Consider the following 18,091-nt stretch of genomic DNA (forward strand, 5'->3'; position numbering starts at 1 on the left):
AACCATCTCTGGTTCGCTTTTTTGTTTTTACATTCTTATTCAAAGGGACGTGTTTTTCGGTATTCAGCATATTTGATTAATCCACCTCAGTCATACGTTACATCACTTTGTAGAAAGTACATCAATAACTTTTGTTGCTATATTCTTAGGACATTGGCCATAGTGCTCTTCCAAAACATGAAACTGCTCTAATGTAAAACATGCGGCCAGGGAGTTTAGGCGTTTACCATTTAAGGTTTCTAAGGGAAAAGCTACGGTAGAATGCCGGATATCTACCTCATTCCAAACAATACACTCACCATTGTGCCGTTTATTACGCTTATCTTGTTTTATATCGGAGCGGCCTTTCAAAGCATCAAGAACAACACTAAGTGGTAGGTCGTTTATTTTTGCTAAGTGGAGTAGTGAGTTGATCTTCTTTTTGTAGCGCTTACTAAAATACCGCATGACGAGGCCTAACTCAGTAGTACGAACAGTCACTTTAGTTTACCAATGAAACACCACCGGTCAAAATGCTGCTGTTGACTGAAATGTGGGAGGACCACATAGCACGATTCAGGCTAGAAAATTTATGTCCACGTGCATGCCAGGGGAAAATTGCTGGCACAGCTTTGCCCCTTTCTTTGTTTCGCATGACCAAGCTAGCTCAGCTTGGTATTGAACCGTTGACCTGATTTTAGTAATGCTACAAGTGTCTACTGTTCTAGAGGCTTACCATATTGTGCTGTAGCAGTATTTACATTACTGTATGATTTACGATAATTTTTTGAGTCTTACTAGTGTGTTTATATATGCTTGGTCTTCTACCTTACAAGGTAGCGTACCTTGCAAGGTCTCACTAATATGCTGTTAGTTGCCGAATGACATGGAATCAATAAATGATTAAAGATGTAAAATTGAAGTTTGGCAGAGCAGAAGGATTAGCCCCTGAATCCATCAAGGCAATGCCAATCACGGTATTTGTTGGCCCAAACAATTCGGGAAAGAGCAAAATTCTTACTGAGATCCAGCAGTTTTGCGCAAGCGGAAACCGCAATGCTAATAATCTGCTCATAGAGTCTATTGAGCTATCACCCGTCCCTGAAGAAATACTGGATAAAAAGATAGAGGGCGTAACGCTTAAGCCAAACCCCGGAGAGGCTCTGCACCCAGATCACATATTTGTCGGCAAAGGGCCGACAAGGCACCAAGTGAACCAGACAGCTTTTAAGCAAGCTCTGAAAACCCCAAACGCACAACCAATACATACTTGTCAGTGGTATTTGGCATACAACACATTAATATTGAATGGTAACAACAGAATAAATCTTGTCAACCAACAAGCTGCTGGCAACTTACAAAATCCTGCACACACGAGCTTTCAGGTTCTTTTTCGTGATGATGCTAAAAGAAAAGAAGTTCGAAGAATTATTCATGAGGCTTTCGGCCAATACTTGGTTATTGATCCAACGAATTTAGGTCAATTAAACCTTAGGTTGTCAAAAGTACCGCCGCAAGATGATATGCAGGAACGAGGTATTCATGCTGAAGCAGTAGAATTTCATGCTAATGCGATGCCAATTGCTCAAGCAAGTGATGGCGTAAAAGCCTTTACAGGCATGGTGACTGAAATGATAGCAGGTGACCCTTCTGTATTACTTATGGATGAGCCAGAAGCATTCCTTCACCCGTCACTGTCATTCAAGCTGGGCAAGGAAGTCTCAGGAATCATGTCTGATTCTGATAAGCGGCTTTTCGTAGCTACTCATAGCCCCAATTTCGTTATGGGCTGTATTCAGTCAGGTGCACCAGTAAATATTGTTAGGTTAACTTACAGGAATGAAGTTGCTACTGCGCGCGTGCTTCCTAATGAGGATATTCTGAAGTTAATGAGAAATCCGCTTCTTCGCTCCACGGGTGTTTTAAGTGGTTTGTTTTACGAATTTGTAATAGTAACAGAGTCTGATGCTGATAGAGCTTTTTATCAGGAGATTAACGACCGGCTTTTAAAGCATTCAGATGGTCGTGGAATACCAAACTGTTTATTTCTTCATGCTCAGAATAAACAAACAGTTAAAACTATTATTAAGCCACTGCGAGAATTAGGAATACCTGTGGCGGGGATTGTAGATATAGATGTTTTGAAAGACGGAGGGGCAGTTTGGTCCAGCTTTCTTGACAGTGGTTCAATCCCTGAATTAGAAAGAGAACCATTAGCCTCGTTGCGATTGGCACTAAAGCGAAAATTTGAAGAAGCAGGGAAAAACATGAAGCGCGATGGAGGGATTCAAGTGCTTGCTGAAGGAGACCAAGAAGCTCTCCAAAACTTTTTTACCAAGCTTTCAGACTACGGTCTGTTTGTTGTCCCTAATGGTGAACTAGAGTCTTGGCTTAAAGAACTAGATGCATCAGGCCATGGCCCTAGTTGGCTTGTGGAAATTTTTGAAAAAATGGGTGAAGACCCGAGTTCAGCGGATTACTTGAAGCCTACCGATGGTGATGTATGGGGTTTCATTGATAGTATTTCGAGCTGGTTCTTTGATCCAAGAAGAAAGGGAATCCCGAAATAGAAACTAACAAACGCGCCAATTAGGACGCTCGCAAGCTCGCGCCAATTACGCGGGCGTTAAGGCTCCATGAGAACCACATTGAAGCTAATCGCGATAATTTCAGTGATTGTAACTTTGACCTGCGTCGTATTTCTTGGTTTTTACCAATGTGGTGGTTACATTTCGGTTCGGCAAACTGTTACTGCCGTAGCTGGAGCAAGTTTAGTATTATTTGTGGCTTCCAGTTATCGGGCCTCCGACAAACTAGGATCAATTCACCCTCCCCGCTTTTTTACTCAGTTTGTTTTCACAAGCCGTAGTGGAGTTATGAATCACAAGATCCACCTTTTTAAACTATGTGGCTGAGCGACCGTGAGCTGGTTAGCTTGAGGTGAAGATTTCAGCTTTTTTGTGTCAAGGCATATGTTTAGGCGTTTTACGTAATACTTAATCAAAGCTCTTCTGCAAGATACGAAAAACTGTGCTTCAAGCATCCCATAGTCTGCTTTTACAACCAGTTGCTGTTCTTGAGTAAGAAAGGGGTTCGTTGTGATTTCGAAGGTTTCTTCGATGTTCCAATCGTCATCATCTTCTTTGGTCAAAGAAGACTTATCGAGGATTTCAGGTTCATTCCTGAATCGGCTTAGAACAAAGTCTCGAAATCCCTTCTTCTCTTCACAGTAAGCTCGTACGTGCCATCTAAAACCATCGAAAACAAGGGTGTGCGGTGCAATGTTTCTTCCTCGCTCAGAAGGGTGCTCTAACGAAACATAGTCAACATCAACACATCGCTGCTCTCTTGCTGCTTGAAGCAAACGCCTAACGATAATTGGTGCAACATGGCGGTCAGGTACACTGAGCACGATCGAGTTTGCTTGCCCCAGCCCTTGAAGGTCAAAACCATCAATATTTTCGTTAGTGTATTTGTTTAATAGAGACAGGTACTCGTTTGGCGTTCCCTGCGTAAAACGTGGTTTAAAGTCATTAGTGGGTCTATACCCTTTAATCCCCCGGTCATGAACAAGCGGAGGTATTTCGAAAAGCTTCTGATAGTTAGCAATGTCTCTCGATGCTTGCTGCCGTCCGATGTTGAATGAATTGCAAAGATGATTGGTTGTGAGCCTGCCTTCCCAAAGGGCAACGATTTCAATGAGTCGAAATCTAAGAAGCTGCTCCCATTTAACGTCAGCGGTAACCATGTAATGCCTGTTTTTGCTACATGTTAATGTATACAGACTATACATCAATAAAAACCACAAGTATATTGGGTATACCACTTACCAAACTCAACTTACTAAATTTGCGATAGAAAAATTAGTATTCGAGAAACATGGTAAAAATAGTGATCTAAAACGAGGAGCTTGCGCAGTTTCCTATGTTCCAAACAGAAAGACTATCAGCTCTTTTAAACCAGGTTCGAATGAACGAGCCTGCATTACACATTGAGCCAAACGAATACCTTTATTTGGCAGCCATGAGCTTATGGAATGTAAACGACGATGACGATTACCGACTTGTCGACCCAGGATACAAGGAGGAACAGTGCAACGAAATATTCTCCTACGTTGACAGGTGGCTGGGTCAAGACGACATCACCTCATTCCGGACAAGTAATTTTCTAAAACGAGCTGTTGAACAGGGCCTCGTAATGCAGGCCGGAAGCTCGTTAAGAAACGCTGATGGCTTCTATCGACTTACTCAGCTGAGTCACGACCTCCTCAAGCCCTTTACCGGCGACACATTGATACAGAAAGAGTCACTTTCTCAGCGATATGTACGGGTGGAGATCTTGCTTGGGAACCTACTCGTCTTGAAGATAGAGGACGACGAAGAGTGGGCCGATGAGATTAAGGCTCAGCTACCTTCATTTAGAGACCTTCTCGATGGTATTAACAAAAACCAGGAGGCCTTAATAAAAGGGTTTCAGCTTCAACGCAGCTCGATCCAGTCAGCAGCCAGCGGCTCTCTTGCGCAACAAATGCAGCACTTGATTGAGTTAATTGACGAGATTGCAGGCCAAATAAGGGACCTAAAATCGTTGATACTGAATGGGGCGGACAATGTGCTTTCTCTACTTCATGAAATCAAAGAGATGGCACATAACAGAAATGCTCCGATCAGACTTACCAATGCTATGGCTGATATTCATGACCAGCTGGATTCTATTCGTCAGTTCTCTGGACACTCTCTTCTGGAGCTAGCAGAGTTCTTCGAGCAAGTTTTATCCACTATCCGCCTAAAAATCACCCTAGATCCAAACGCGAATCTCAATTTATTGATTGAAAAAGCAGTCCTGCAAATGGATCGGATGCCTTGGTCAATCTCTATTCTTGCGCCAGATCCTGTTGTGGAGCTCAGGGATTGGGAGGCTCCGCCTCCACCTTTGGAAAACGAACTGCCAAATGATGGCGACCCAGAAGTCATCCTTAGAAAGACCCCGAGCGACTACCTAGAAAAATTAGCTAAGGGACTCGTAGCGAGAATGTATGAGAGCGATAACGAGGTCGATATTTCAAAAGTTGCCGACCAGATCCTTTCCAATGAAGAGTTTCAATATAAAGACCGCCATCGGTTGCTGTTTTTCATCTTCGATGAGTTGATAAAAAACGGAGATTGGACACGCCCTGCCTATCACCCTGAGTGGGTAAAACTAGCACACGATAATAACGTTGAAATTGAACAACAGTGGTTCAAAAAATATGACTGATCATCTATTTACACACGCTCAAGACTCAAAGAAACAGTACCTTACACTAGATGATGTAATTGATGACCCCCTATTCGCGGATGTAGATTATCGCCTTAGGGGCGGGGTAAACATTACTAGTGAAGATGACCGGTTACACACCTTTCTAGGAGAGACGGAGAGTGTGCTTCGCAAGTTTTACGGCAAGTTACACCTGGCTCTAGAAGTCACGCCTGAGAAAGTTTATTACCTAAGGCCACAGCGTCGTTCAAATGTTCCTACGACCCGATTGAACCAATTAGAAATGGTTATGGGTCTAACGATAGTTGCAATGCAATGGGAAAAAAATGCGACTGATTTCGAATGGATCCCCGTTGATTTTCTTATTGAACGATTGAAGTCTCAGCTGTCGGACGAACGGTTCGCTGAGTTGTATCGCCGTAAGCCGGGCATTCAGACAGACCATGATGTAGGGCGTGTGAGAGAGGAAACGTTGAAGAGACTCTCTAGGCTGTCACGTCTGAGTTTTATTAGGCTCAACAGAGATGAGCAGACTTTCTGGGCAACTAATGCGATCTACAGGTTTATCGAACCTTTGAAAGGCTTGAGCAGTGAAGACGAGTTGCCAGGCCGCATAAGTTCATTAATCCAAGAGGGTTTTCTCACCGACTCTCCTTCGCCCAGAGAAGAGTTAAGAGACACGCCAAGAACAGAGTCTGAACATTGGTCATCAGAAGGCCTAACTATCGAAGGTGATACTCGCGATATGTTTGATGCGGAGGAATATGATGCGTAATTACCCATACATAAAGAGCCTGTCGCTTGTGGGCGTCAACGGAGTCTCTGCCAGAACCCTCGATTTAGTTAATCCTCATGAACATCAGACTGGTAGGCAATATGGCACCGTGGTTAGCCTTTTAGGCAAAAATGGTTCAGGGAAAACTACGCTACTTGGGACCTTTATGTTGGCTCTCTTACCCGATATTCGCTCGGTCAGTTTGGGAACATCGGATAATTTTACTCAGACGCAGAAGATGCAGGACGCAGAAATGTTTGAGCGCTTGGGTAATCCGTCTCTTATTGGGTTAGAGGTTGTATCTCGTGCTGGTGAAAGAGCGCTGTTTATTGTTCGCTCTGAGCGAGAGACGGGGTCCCGCTTGAAGTTTGACACGTTCAGGGTTGGGTTGTCCGATAGTTTAGCACCACTTGATTTTCTTATCGTTCGTAACGGCAACATGGTTACGCCCAGAACTATAGATGGTATTCGAGATATAGCTGCCGAGCATGGCTGCCGACTACAAAGCTTCGACAAGATTGATAAATACATGCTGGCGTTGTTTAACGATGGTATTTTGCCCAGAACATTCAGCCGTTCTAATGAGCGTTACCAATTAGGTCAGATTTTTCACAGCGCCATGTCAGGAAAAAGAGATCAAGCTATCGGCCGAGATCTAGCTGATTTCCTAATGACGCACTCAAGGACAAATATTAAAAGTGTGGTCGATGTGTTGTCTGGAACAATGCGAAAGCTTAGGCAGACAAGAGATGATCTGGCGCACAACTCCAGAGACTATGCGTTTTTCAAGGAGTTGTTAGAGAAGTCCTTCACTGTATCAGCTAAAGCATGGGCTCAAGCCGAGTACAATTTTTCTCGAGCAGATAAAGAAGCTACATCCTGCCGACAAGATGTTTCAGAGTGCAAAGTTTCTATTGAGAAGAGTGACCAGGATCTTACGGAGTGTCGTTCGAAACTAGACACAAGCGTTGAGAATAGAACATCACTCGAGCAGGAAAGTGAGCAGCTAAAGCCAAGACTTGCTTCTGCTGTTGAGGGCGAAATCTTCTACAAGCAGGGTAAACAAGCCTCTGTGAGTCTATTAAAGAAGGAAGCTCAACTTTACGAGAGTTTGAGTTTGTCCCAGTTGGCTGACGAAGGCGCTGACGCGTCGCGCAACAAAGTTGAACAAGCTAATCAAGATATCTTGGATATCCAAGCACAGCTCGCAGATGTGCAAGAACGTTTTATCCTTCTTGAGAAAAAGGCGGGGCAATACCGAAATGCGAAGTCGTTATTAGATAGCGTCAAGAGCTGGTGTGGCGATAGCTTTGAACTAGCGAAGCTTAAGGGCATGATTGAAGAATACACTGCACAATCCAAACAGCTAGCGTTAGAGGCGGACCAGCTGGGAAACAAGCTCAATAGTGCAGAGAATATCAACGAAATTCATGCTAAAGCTGCATCATTGATTCGACGCGCTGGCGATAGCATTGACCCAAACGACGCAAAGAATTGGTTTATCTCTACAGAGCTTAGACTCGAAGAGGAACGCCCGCTAGCCGTTAGCCTTGAACAGCTGAGAAATGGATTGAGTGCGTTGAAAAGGAATCATCGTACTGTGAACCGCATGCTTGATCGCTTTAAGCAAGCAAAGTTACCACGCATGCCTTCCAATGAATCTGAGTACCAACAGCTTACGGAAGACAGAGGAGAAGCTCTTGAGTCGGCGAAGGAGGTGAAAGCGAGTGTCGATGCTAGGTATGAGGACGAGCGACATATCCAGGAAGAGCTAAAGATCGAGGTTTCACGTCTCAAATCGCTGCGAACAGAGTGGCAAAATTATCAACCTGCGGTTGCACGTTTATATGAATGCTTCCCTGATACTCAATTCACGGCAGAAATGTTAGATGAGTTGATTAAAAACACGCAGAGAGAACTCAGGTTATTACGAGAGAATAACTCCCGAATAGAGAGCAATATATTTTCTTTGAAAGAGAGGATCGGTTCACTCAGCAACAGGGAAACTGGGTCATTGGAAACCCTCCAACGTTTAGCCAGCGATGTTGGCGGAGTGGCCGTAGCGGACTTGTATAGCGATATACCGTTAGAAGAAGCTGGATTCACCGAAGCGGCTTTAGGTCAGCTTATGTGCGCTATCGTAGTGAATGACCCGAGCGATGCGGCTAGAACGCTATTAGCTGAATATGGTGATAACTGGCCATTACCTGACGTGATCTTAATGACTGTAAAAAACCACAGTCCTGATCAACTACGGAGTGGTGGCTATGACGCGGACCTGTTTTTTAAAGATCTTAGTCAAGAGTTTGTAGGTGCTGATCTAGAGCTTAATGACGACGAAAATGATGTTCCTTGGGTAGTTCTCAGTGAACCCTTTGGCGGTATACGTGTTAGCGGGGTGCCTACTGAACCAGTTTTGGGTAAAGAGGCTCGGGATAAGCTGATAGCAGATCTACAAATTGAGTTAAATTCAAAGCAAACTTTGTTTGACAGTAACGATGAGAATATATCGCTGCTGCAAAGTGGCCTAGAGCAAGCCAATCGAATCAACGTTAATCCCTCATTGGCTTTCGCTGTTGAGCCTAATGTTGAGCTCAAAAAACAGGAATTACAACAACAAGGTAATAAGGTAGCTGACCTGTACTCTCAAACGTTGCAAGCGACCAATCGCGTAAAAACCTTAGAACTACAATGCAGTTTGCTTGAACAGCATGCGGATTCAAGTGATTTGCTAGACGTTGACTTCGACAAGGAGATTATGGAAGCAGAGGAACAAATCATACGTTCTGAAAAGGCTAAAAAGTATGTCGATAGGTACGGCGGTACCTTCTCGCAGATAAAGCAGCAATACCCAAAGATTCGAGAAGATTATCAATCTGACATAGACACGCTAAAGCGACAACATCAACTCGCTGAACAAGATCTTAGCAATACCAACAACCGCAAGCGCGATTTAACCTCGCTTAACCAAGTGGCGAATCATCTCGCTGACGATTACGAGCAAGCACAAAACGATCTTGCGAAAGAAGATGGAAACGTAAGTTCATTGCGTGAGAGGCACAAACAGAAACGTGTCATGCTCGATGAGTTGAAGGTTCAGTTGAGAGAAAGCGAAGATAAAGCACGCAAAAACAAAGAGGTACATCTTAAGCTTCAATCGGAATATTCTGTGTTAGAAGAGCAGGTTGCGGAATCAAAACGTAGTTTGTCAAAGCTGACTTACCCTTATAGCGAAGGACTGGAAAAACAACTTTCACTCGATAGCGAAACGATATCTAAACGATTGAGAGCGGCTCAAGCTCAATGTGAATCACTCCAACTTAAGCAAGTATCATTAACCGAACACCATAACACCCTGCTCAAGCAAGTAGAATCCCTACAGAGTACATCAGTGATTGCAGAAGAGGCGCGTGAAAATGCAAATGGCATAAAGCAAAAGGTGCTGGATGCTCTGCCTGTCGGAGCCACAAAACATAAGCTAGAGCAAGAAATGGACGTCTATTTTAAACTGATGCATGAAGGTGAGGCTGTCCAATACACTAATGGGATTTACGCAATATCTGGATTGGTCAATCGCTATGGTTTGAGTCGAGATGATGAGTTCTCCCAAAAAATAAATAGTTTTAATCTAGAGGGAGGGACCACCCTGCCTAGTCTTTGCCAGCTGCATAGTGACGCTATTTCTTTGTTTCGTCGGCAAGCCCGAGGGGACATTATTCGTAGTTCCGAGCCGACAGAGATGCTTACACAATTGGATAGTGCGTGTAGTCTCGCTAGGAGAACACTTGAAAGCGCCGAAGAGCAATTTCTCACAGATAGAAATGAACTAGGAAATGCCATTGCCCGTCGTGTACAGGATGAGCAGAAAGCCATAAGAAGGCTAAGTGCTGAAATGATAGGAATAAGCTTTGGGCAAGTCGCGGCTATTCGTCTAGTACCTAAAAGCGTCCCTCATTTCGAAGCTACTTTGAAGGCTTTGAGAGGAAGCGACGATGTCATGGACGATCTCTTCAATAATGCTGAAGATGTAGAAGAAGCGCTCGCAACACTATATCAAAAAACCACTGGTGGCCGGATCGAGGGAGAAAAGCTGCTTGACCATAAGAACTACATCAATGTGGTAACAGAAATCCAGAGAGTTGGTAGTGAAGAGTTTGAGTTATTGGATGACAAAACACTTTCAACAGGAGAGCGAATTGGCTCTGGATTGGTAGTCTTAATAGCAATTCTAAAAAACTGGGGACGGGTCTCACATGAAAAACAACCTTTCTTAATCCCGTTAGTAATGGATGAAGCATCACGTTTGGACTCCGATGCTCAGAGAACGGTGCACCAGTTGGCGGTAAAGACCGGAAGTCAGATTGTAATTGCCGCACCTGAGTCGCAAGGAAAGATATCAGGTGTTGGCTATCAACTTGTCAGAAGTGCTTCTAAAGCAGGTAACAAAGAGAGTCGTGTAATCATTAGTGGGATCCGGGATGCTGACAGTTTAGGGATTGATGAAGAAGCATTTATCGATTCGGTTGTGAGTGGGGCGGCGCATTGATGCATGGACTACTGGAGGATGTAAAGTTAACACCTAAGCAGGCACTGGCTCTTATTGATAAGCTTATTGAGCGCGGGAAAGTGTTGCCCAACCAGAGAGATAGTTTACTGATTGAGCGCCTTGAGCAACTTGGTATAGTGAAACGAGTGGGGAGTTACTGGCAGCTGTGTGAGCCCCAACGCGTTGAGAGTGTTCGTAACCAAATAACGCAATATACTTTGCAAAAAAACAGGCCTGGTATCTTACGAAAGATGCCCGTTGTACATCATAAAAGTGCTGCTGCCTGGCGAGGGCATAGCAAAAGTGGCCAAGGCGAGGCTCTTCAGAAAGGTCAACTGATAAGTACAGACGATGTAGTACGGGTCCGCACTCAGAAGACAGGGTTCGTAATATACAGCGATAACGCCACGATTGATACTGACTTGGAGACTCTGCAAAGGACTGAAGTCAGCTTACCAGAACGGTTGTACAAAGACGCTCATGCGCACTGTGTCGCTGGGGTAAAGTTGGTTTTGACTGTCGAAAACTTGGGCACATTTGTTGACTTCCCCATGGTGGATGGACTCGTATTGGTGTACTCATCAGGGAATAACTTTGCATCATCGGTTTGTTTTATCAAGCGCTTCTTGGAAGAGGTGACCTGGGCACACTTCCCTGACCTTGATCCCAATGGTCTGATCATATCAACGCAAATGGCAGATACCCTCAACAAACCTTGCAATGTTTGGATTCCACCTCATTGGGATAGGGTCCGAGCTCAGCCGCTGGTTTCTGGTAAAGGAAAAAAGGTATGGGGGGAAGCCCCTGCCTGCCCTGAAATCGCAAGTTTGCAGGAAACAAGCCATTGGGTTGAGCAAGAGGTTCTCGTCTTAGATCAACGAAGCGTCAAAGCCGTCAGTGAGCTTGTTAGTGAGCCTAAGCTCCGGCTAATAACTCTTCAATACTAAAGATTTTACGATTGACAGTTCAGGCGGCAGTTAATCAAACATTGTACTCGGCGAAGCTGATGTTCGCGCAGTGTGTCGACAAGTCCGCTACAGGGAAAGTCTCAATTCATTGCCTGGCGAACAATGCCTAGCTATGCCCATAAGAAGCAGTTATCTGACTAGTTTACTTCTTAAGAATAAGGATACTTAATGAGTATTGAGAAGTTTAAAAGCGTGGAGGAACTGAAACAGTTCTTCGAAGAAGGAGGTAACCCTTGGTTTGATGCAGAGTTTTCTCCTCAGACCCAGAGTATCGTCGAAGCATTGGATGCAAAAGGAGCCTTTCTCAATAAGTGGTGGGTAAGGACCGCCATGGATTGGAAGTGTCCCGCCTGTAAAAGGGCTAAGCCCCAAATAGCCAAACTAGATAATCGCAGATATGCCTCCTGTAAACTGGAGGAGCATCACGATCACATGAAGGATACGGTGCGCACGTTGTTCGAAGAAATATCTTCGAACAGAGAAGTCGTTGTTGCAACTGAGCTAGCTAAGCGGTTTGCAATCAGGACGTCCTTTGCAATTTCCGCTTACGATAACACGGTGATTTGCGCGGATTGTAATAAAGCAGACGGTATTGCAAAACGGATGGTCAAAACTCACAGTGACTTTTCATTCTCTCCAGCAGAAATTGGGCGATTTGTAAAACCATCAGATAATCGAGAGCATGAAATTGACGCGGATATCGCCAAGGCAATTTGGAACGAGAATCTGGAAACGTTCAATAAGCGTATGCAGTTGGCAAAAGTTATAGCGGAGTTGGCTGCCAGCGATTCACATTGGTATCAACCCTCAGAACCAACGGCCAAGCAAGTCAATGATTCTGCCAATTACAAGTTTAACTTGCGTGGATTAAGAGACCTTCACGATGATCCTGAAAAGCTTCTTTACAATACAACGCCTTTCAAGGGAAACCACTCATCATGGAGATTGAATCCCAAGCCTTTCACAAGAACGAGACCAACTGATGGACAAATAGCACATTTATCTAACACCAGGGGGCGGTACTGGAACAGGTACGACGACAGCTGGCAATGCCCATGTTGTGGTCGTTTAAAGCGGGAATGTCTTAAGCCGTCTAAAAATAACCCTTGGGTGTTTGAAGTAAAGGCCATTCTAGCTCACGATTCTGAGCATCAGTCTTTTGCTGAAGAAATTAAGGTGTGCAACGAATGTTTCAATGCTGCAAACCATCTTGGCCAGGAAGCAATAAAAGAAGCCAAAGAACAAGATGAGACGGTAGATGTATATTTTCCACATAGCTTGATACAACTGGAAGAGTTGAAGTCTGTTATAACGCCGAGATTACACTCCTCACATATCATTGATAATGACTTGGCTGAAAATGTGGTTCGCAATGCCATCAGGCGCATTATTGATGAAGACTATAACCAATCCCCAAAGCACAAGATGAAGCTGCAAGAACAGTTCAGTACAATGCTTTATGGTGGAAGTTGTGAATAGTTCAGCCTTCGCTAGACACGAATGCAGCGACGCCACTGTCTAATTTGATCAAATATTGTGAAGGTCCACTAGAACCGACTTTAAAAAATCAGTGATTTATATGGGGATTGCTAAAATTGACCTTCTTTTGAGAATTACATGAGGGGAATGAAATGGATGTCAATGAAAGTAGATATATTCTCATCCAGAATCACGGTCTTCAAAACACCGATGATGTTTATACGTTTTATTACGATGAAACGAATAACATCCGAAAACTATATTTGAAAGATACTGGCCTTAATGTTGGCATGACAGATAACTTCCTGCTCGCGGGAATACTGCATAAAGGGTTAAGTACGGATAGTGATTATTCAGCTCTCTTTAAAAATCTGAATCTTCAAAAAAGTGCTCGTGAGTTAAAGCTCAAGCATATTGCTAAGGGTGATTTTTTGGATATGCTTAAATCTGATAAGCTTTTCATTATTTTAAGCTGGCTCATCGAAAACAAATTCTACATCCATTATTTTAATCTCAATATCATATACTGGTCTGTTATTGACATCATTGATTCAATTATAGGGGAGCTGCATCATCCTTTTTATGTCATGAATCACATGTCAATTAAGAGCGATTTTTATGAGCTTGCTAATAGCAATTCTGACGTATTTCTGAATGCTCTACATGAATTTAACTATCCAGATGTTCCAAAAGAAAAAGTTCATAATTTTTGCCGATGGCTTATCGATTTTACATGCATACATAGTTGTATGTTGTCGAATTTTCGAGCGAATGTAATCGAAAATTTGGTTAAAGAATCTCTGAGAATCGAAGAACTACCGTTCATATCGGGATTTCATGGTCGAGAACTGATTGGCAGCTTTATGGTATTTTATTTAAGAAACTTGTATCTATTTAAAAACTCTATTCACATATTTGATGAAGAAAAATGCATTCAGGATGACGTTAAAGATTTCTCCTTAACTGATAATGGCATTCCAATGCAGAATCATGAATTTGTTAAATCCCACAACTCAGAGGCTGTTCAACTATCTGATGTTATCACAGGCTTTTTGGGTAAGTATTTCTCTTATTTAAAAGATGTAAGTGATGAGCAATTAGTACGTGATAAGGCTGGATTAACTAGCACCCAATTTAAGACGCTTTCTGCGTTAAAACACATTATTGATGTTTCAGACGATGTTAGCAGAGGATTTTTTAATGTAGTTAGCAGCGAGGGAGAGCAACGAAGAAATAACCATTTTCTACATGGTGTAAATTTGTAAGGGTTAAAGTCTGCTTTTGGAACAAAACCGAGTGTTAGGTTTGGTTTAGCTTTAAAATGAAAGTGTCAGATAGAGTTGTGAGCCCAGAACAATTTGAACAACCTCATTTTGAGGCATTAGGGTGTCAATGAAATACGGGCCATTCCACACCTCTGTGCAACCTGATAGATGATGGCGTCCATCTCTTGCTGGCTGAATGTTTGCCCGTAGTCTTTATGGCCGTTCACCTTGGGTAAGGTTTTCACTAACTGCTTGTGATTCAAGATGGGGAAAGGCGGCCTGGATTGATTGGTGACGTACCAGCCGGGAAATACGAGTACAGGCATGGCATTGACCGAGACTCCGCTTGCCTTGGTGAGCCAGCTGCCGACCCATTTCGCTTGTCTGGAGGCCTGTTCTATCGGCTTGGTTTCCTGCCAAGAGGGGAAGCATAAGTGATTGTCTTTGTAGAAGACTTCATGAGCCTTACCGCCGTTCTTCTTATCTTTGGTACGCTTGTGGCGGCCTTTGGTTTCTATGGCAAATACACCATTTTTGCCTATGGCGAGGTGGTCGATATTAAAGCCCTCTGCCTGCACGTCGTGGAAGACCTGATAACCCAGCGCCTGTAATCCGATAAGCTCGTTGGCTGTCGCTATTTCGGCGGTATGACCCAGACGCAGCTTTGTCAGTTGCGTGAAGGCTTTCCAGGTTTTGTAGCCGCTATAAATCAGGCCTATGACTATGGTAAAGATGAATAACCAAGGAACATCCTCTTGAATGATATGAGCCCTGAGGCTGTCGATGGCGAAAGGAAAGGCAACAACCATGACGGCAATAACTAAGGCGCCGATGACATCCATCTACAGATCTTGAATCTGTTGCTGTAAGCCGTAGGCGGGAATACGGATAAGTTGGTCGCGATCGACGGGTAAATCTAGGGTGAGGTCACGCCGTTTTAGAATTAGCCAAGCGACACTCATCACGACAAACATACCCGATAACAAGACGGCTATTGATATGAGATTGGCTGCCAACTCTGTCATGTTCATCCTTGAAGCAAATGAGAGGGTATATCAGTGGTTAGAGATATAAACCCATGAATATGCGCATAATATACGCTCAATGTGTCTAAAAAGTAACTGGTAATTGGTCTAATTGTGACGTGTTTTTCGATCTTGCTGGTTGCGGCCTCTCCGGTGGGGCGGTCTATCGCCTATCCCTTAAGCGCTAGCCGCTAAGTCATTAAGGGTCTAATGCTCATGGCAGTATGTTCACAATGTTATAACAAAGCTTACCTAATTTGAGGTAGGTCAATATTAGATAAACTGCATTGGTTAAAATTTAACCGTTAGCTGTCGCCTTTCCACAGCTTAAAATCAATGGGGGCAAATATGATGTTCAATAAACTCTCCTTTATCGCGCTTGGCGCGAGCTTGCTCATCGCCCAATGTTTTGCGGCAGATGTGGTGCCTACCGAAGTGCAGATGCCTGGGACTCAGCAGGGGCAAGCAGGCAATTTCGAGTCACCGGACAAGTGTGATAACTGCCACTCTGGCTATAACAAAACCAATCCTGAGTATGAGCCTGCTACAGGCTGGCGAGGTAGTGCCATGGCCAATGCCAGTCGCGATCCGATCTTCTGGGCGACCATGGCGGTGGCAGAGCAAGATTTTGATGGTGCAGGGGATTTTTGTATCCGCTGTCACAGCACCAAAGGCTGGTATGAGGGGCACTCAACCCCAACCGATGGTTCGGGAATTCCTGCGATGGACGATAATGGCGTGGATTGTGATACCTGCCATGTGATGACCAACACCGACAATTCCGATCCTGTGCTGCAAGGTGCTATGACTGCCCCCTTTATTGCTAACTGTAGTGACAAAGCATTAGCGCCGTCGGGCACATGCCAAAATGCCGAAGAAGGCTTTTACGGCAGCGGTATCTTGTCACTCTGGAGCGCCAGCAGCGCCAAGTTAGGCCCTTATGTCGATGCCGATGCCCGTCATCAGTTTATGCAGTCTAAGTTTCATCGCCATGTGGACTTTTGTGGCTCCTGTCATGACGTGTCCAACCCTGTGGTGGGCGATTTAGCTCCGGGTAATGGTACGCAGCCCGGAGCGCCGCAGGTGATCTCCTCTCAAGACGCGAGTGGCTCCCCAAATGTGGGCGGCTCTGTGGTTGATAAGGCAGCGTTTAATAATCCTCCTTATGCTTATGGCGTGGTTGAACGCACTTTTAGCGAGTATAAGGCCAGTGCATTTCCCACCACACAGGTGGCTGATTTTCTGTCTCTGCCTGAAAACTTACGTCATCCAGGCGGCGCGATTGAGCAGACCTATCAGGCTGCACTATTAGCGGGAACCGGCGGTAATTATGCCGATGGTGATATTCGTTATTTCAGCTGTCAAAGCTGTCACATGCGGCCAGTGCAAAGCGCCGGTGCTAATAAGCGCGGTGTCCAAGTGCGTAAAGATCTGCCACAACATGATTTTACCGGCGGTAACAGCTGGATTGGCGATGTCATCAAATATCAGGACAGTCGCTCGCAGTTAAGGCTGGGTGATGGGCTGACCACGGCGCAGTTGTCGGCTATCGATCTGGCGACCGACAGGGCGAAGCAGCATCTGCAACAGGCGGCCAACTTGAGTGTGGCGGGTAACCTGCTCACTGTGGTGAATCTCACCGGACATAAGCTGATCTCAGGTTATCCAGAAGGTCGGCGTATGTGGCTCAACATCAAGTGGTATGACGGCGATGAGCAATTGTTACGTGAAGATGGCGCTTATGGGCCAATAGGTGTGACGCTTGCCAACCCTGCCGGTGGCGCAGCTGTTGAAGTGGAATCGATAGTGGATTTAACTGGTGCCAATACCCGTATCTATTCGGCGCATTATGGGATCACTCAAGCCTGGGCTGAGCGGTTAGTGTCCTTAGGTGTCAGCGGTGATTTAGCGCTAGCCTATGACCGTTTTAGTGGTGAGGTGGTAACGACTCTGGCGGATTTAGCCGCTGGCAGTGCCGACAGTGTGGCGGACAGTTTTCACTTTGCGTTAAACAATCATGTGGTGGCCGACAATCGGATTCCTCCCTATGGCATGAGCTTCGATGAGGCGAAAAGGCGCAATGCGTTGCCTGTACCCGCCAATCAATTTGGCGCTCCCGGTGTTGGCGGTGTGTATGACCATTATGATCGGCTGACTCTTAATCCTCCGGCTGGTGCCGTTTATGCCACTATCGACCTGTTTTACCAAGGCACCAGTTGGGAGTACATACAGTTCCTTTACTTGGCCAATAATCGCCAGAGCGCATTTCTTGGCGCCGAAGGCGATAACATGCTGGAAGCTTGGCTCAATACGGGGATGGCTAAGCCGCAGTTGATGGCGTCAACTACGTGGGGCTCACCACCTGTGACTGATGATACCTTGGGGGTGAGCAGTATCAGCACTGGGTATTTACAGCAAAGTGGTAAAGGTAAATCTCAGACAACCACTTATATCGTTTCAAGCACTATGACAGTCGGCGATGAGGTGGTCATTCGAGCCTTGGTGCAGGAAGCCAATGGCGAGCTAGAGGAAGGTGCCCTAGTCAGTATGAATGTGATCAATACTACGACGCTGGAAAGTTTTACACTTGTTAGCGGGGCCAGTGATAGTAATGGCGTTGCTGAGGTTCGCTGGAAAACATCTGCGCCCAACAGAAAAGGCAATGGTGGTACGACGCCAGGCACCTATAACATTAGCGTCACCGATGTCAGCGGCAGTTGGGATGGTGTGCCGACCAGTAGCAGTTTCAACTTAGTGAATTAACACTAGGGTCTAGGGAATCCCCAGATAATTCCCTT

Annotated in this window: 12 protein-coding genes; 8 read left to right on the forward strand and 4 right to left on the reverse strand. The window is 44.9% G+C overall.

Features of this window, described 5'->3' with window-relative positions:
- Nucleotides 1-102 precede the first annotated feature (102 nt).
- Nucleotides 103-480, reverse strand: coding sequence for a hypothetical protein (locus tag K0H81_RS04275; protein ID WP_220060018.1), 378 nt, complete (start codon nt 478-480; stop codon nt 103-105).
- A gap of 398 nt (nt 481-878) precedes the next feature.
- On the opposite strand from K0H81_RS04275, the gene K0H81_RS04280 reads away from it, so the two are divergent.
- The gene (locus K0H81_RS04280; protein ID WP_220060019.1) at nt 879-2,549 is read left to right on the forward strand and encodes an ATP-dependent nuclease; all 1,671 of its coding nucleotides are present in this window, start codon (nt 879-881) and stop codon (nt 2,547-2,549) included.
- Nucleotides 2,550-2,860: 311 nt separating this feature from the next.
- Here the strand turns inward: K0H81_RS04280 and K0H81_RS04285 are convergent, their stop codons facing one another.
- A complete protein-coding gene (locus tag K0H81_RS04285) occupies nt 2,861-3,727 on the reverse strand; it encodes a helix-turn-helix transcriptional regulator (protein ID WP_041412632.1) in 867 nt (288 codons plus the stop codon).
- A gap of 221 nt (nt 3,728-3,948) precedes the next feature.
- Between K0H81_RS04285 and K0H81_RS04290 the strand changes: the two genes are divergently transcribed.
- The 6 genes from K0H81_RS04290 to K0H81_RS04315 all read left to right on the forward strand — a co-directional run bounded on the left by K0H81_RS04290 (nt 3,949) and on the right by K0H81_RS04315 (nt 14,268).
- Entirely contained in the window at nt 3,949-5,235 is a 1,287-nt protein-coding gene (locus tag K0H81_RS04290; RefSeq protein ID WP_220060020.1) for a hypothetical protein, read from the forward strand.
- Nucleotides 5,228-6,010 carry a chromosome partition protein MukE gene (locus K0H81_RS04295; RefSeq protein WP_011717072.1) on the forward strand — a complete coding sequence of 261 codons (783 nt, stop codon included), beginning with the start codon at nt 5,228-5,230 and terminating at the stop codon, nt 6,008-6,010. The genes K0H81_RS04290 and K0H81_RS04295 overlap by 8 nt, the downstream gene beginning before the upstream one ends.
- Nucleotides 6,000-10,556 carry a chromosome partition protein MukB gene (gene mukB, locus K0H81_RS04300; RefSeq protein ID WP_220060021.1) on the forward strand — a complete coding sequence of 1,519 codons (4,557 nt, stop codon included), beginning with the start codon at nt 6,000-6,002 and terminating at the stop codon, nt 10,554-10,556. Before K0H81_RS04295 ends, mukB begins: the two co-directional genes overlap by 11 nt.
- Nucleotides 10,556-11,503 (forward strand): Wadjet anti-phage system protein JetD domain-containing protein, encoded by a 948-nt coding sequence (locus tag K0H81_RS04305; RefSeq protein WP_220060022.1) that lies wholly within the window; start codon nt 10,556-10,558, stop codon nt 11,501-11,503. Before mukB ends, K0H81_RS04305 begins: the two co-directional genes overlap by 1 nt.
- 189 nt (nt 11,504-11,692) lie before the next feature.
- Nucleotides 11,693-13,003 (forward strand): hypothetical protein, encoded by a 1,311-nt coding sequence (locus K0H81_RS04310; protein WP_220060023.1) that lies wholly within the window; start codon nt 11,693-11,695, stop codon nt 13,001-13,003.
- A 152-nt stretch (nt 13,004-13,155) separates the two neighbouring features.
- Nucleotides 13,156-14,268, forward strand: coding sequence for a DUF3800 domain-containing protein (locus K0H81_RS04315; RefSeq protein ID WP_220060024.1), 1,113 nt, complete (start codon nt 13,156-13,158; stop codon nt 14,266-14,268).
- A gap of 116 nt (nt 14,269-14,384) precedes the next feature.
- On the opposite strand, the gene K0H81_RS04320 is transcribed toward K0H81_RS04315, so the two are convergent.
- A complete protein-coding gene (locus tag K0H81_RS04320) occupies nt 14,385-15,110 on the reverse strand; it encodes a nuclease-related domain-containing protein (protein WP_258406380.1) in 726 nt (241 codons plus the stop codon).
- A complete protein-coding gene (locus K0H81_RS20235) occupies nt 15,111-15,293 on the reverse strand; it encodes a hypothetical protein (protein ID WP_258406381.1) in 183 nt (60 codons plus the stop codon). It abuts the gene before it with no gap.
- 348 nt (nt 15,294-15,641) lie between these two features.
- On the opposite strand from K0H81_RS20235, the gene K0H81_RS04325 reads away from it, so the two are divergent.
- Nucleotides 15,642-18,056, forward strand: a complete 2,415-nt coding sequence (locus K0H81_RS04325) for a cytochrome c family protein (RefSeq protein WP_220060025.1) — start codon at nt 15,642-15,644, stop codon at nt 18,054-18,056.
- Nucleotides 18,057-18,091 lie beyond the last annotated feature (35 nt).

Origin of the sequence: Shewanella halotolerans, assembly GCF_019457535.1 — a bacterium.
In the GTDB taxonomy this organism is placed as follows: domain Bacteria; phylum Pseudomonadota; class Gammaproteobacteria; order Enterobacterales; family Shewanellaceae; genus Shewanella; species Shewanella halotolerans.

Coding starts and splice junctions, on each gene's coding strand:
- K0H81_RS04280 (WP_220060019.1), top strand. CDS start 879: ATGATTAAAGATGTAAAATTGAAGTTTGGCAGAGCAGAAGGATTAGCC.
- K0H81_RS04285 (WP_041412632.1), bottom strand. CDS start 3,727: ATGGTTACCGCTGACGTTAAATGGGAGCAGCTTCTTAGATTTCGACTC.
- K0H81_RS04290 (WP_220060020.1), top strand. CDS start 3,949: ATGAACGAGCCTGCATTACACATTGAGCCAAACGAATACCTTTATTTG.
- K0H81_RS04295 (WP_011717072.1), top strand. CDS start 5,228: ATGACTGATCATCTATTTACACACGCTCAAGACTCAAAGAAACAGTAC.
- mukB (WP_220060021.1), top strand. CDS start 6,000: ATGATGCGTAATTACCCATACATAAAGAGCCTGTCGCTTGTGGGCGTC.
- K0H81_RS04305 (WP_220060022.1), top strand. CDS start 10,556: ATGCATGGACTACTGGAGGATGTAAAGTTAACACCTAAGCAGGCACTG.
- K0H81_RS04310 (WP_220060023.1), top strand. CDS start 11,693: ATGAGTATTGAGAAGTTTAAAAGCGTGGAGGAACTGAAACAGTTCTTC.
- K0H81_RS04315 (WP_220060024.1), top strand. CDS start 13,156: ATGGATGTCAATGAAAGTAGATATATTCTCATCCAGAATCACGGTCTT.
- K0H81_RS04320 (WP_258406380.1), bottom strand. CDS start 15,110: ATGGATGTCATCGGCGCCTTAGTTATTGCCGTCATGGTTGTTGCCTTT.
- K0H81_RS20235 (WP_258406381.1), bottom strand. CDS start 15,293: ATGACAGAGTTGGCAGCCAATCTCATATCAATAGCCGTCTTGTTATCG.
- K0H81_RS04325 (WP_220060025.1), top strand. CDS start 15,642: ATGATGTTCAATAAACTCTCCTTTATCGCGCTTGGCGCGAGCTTGCTC.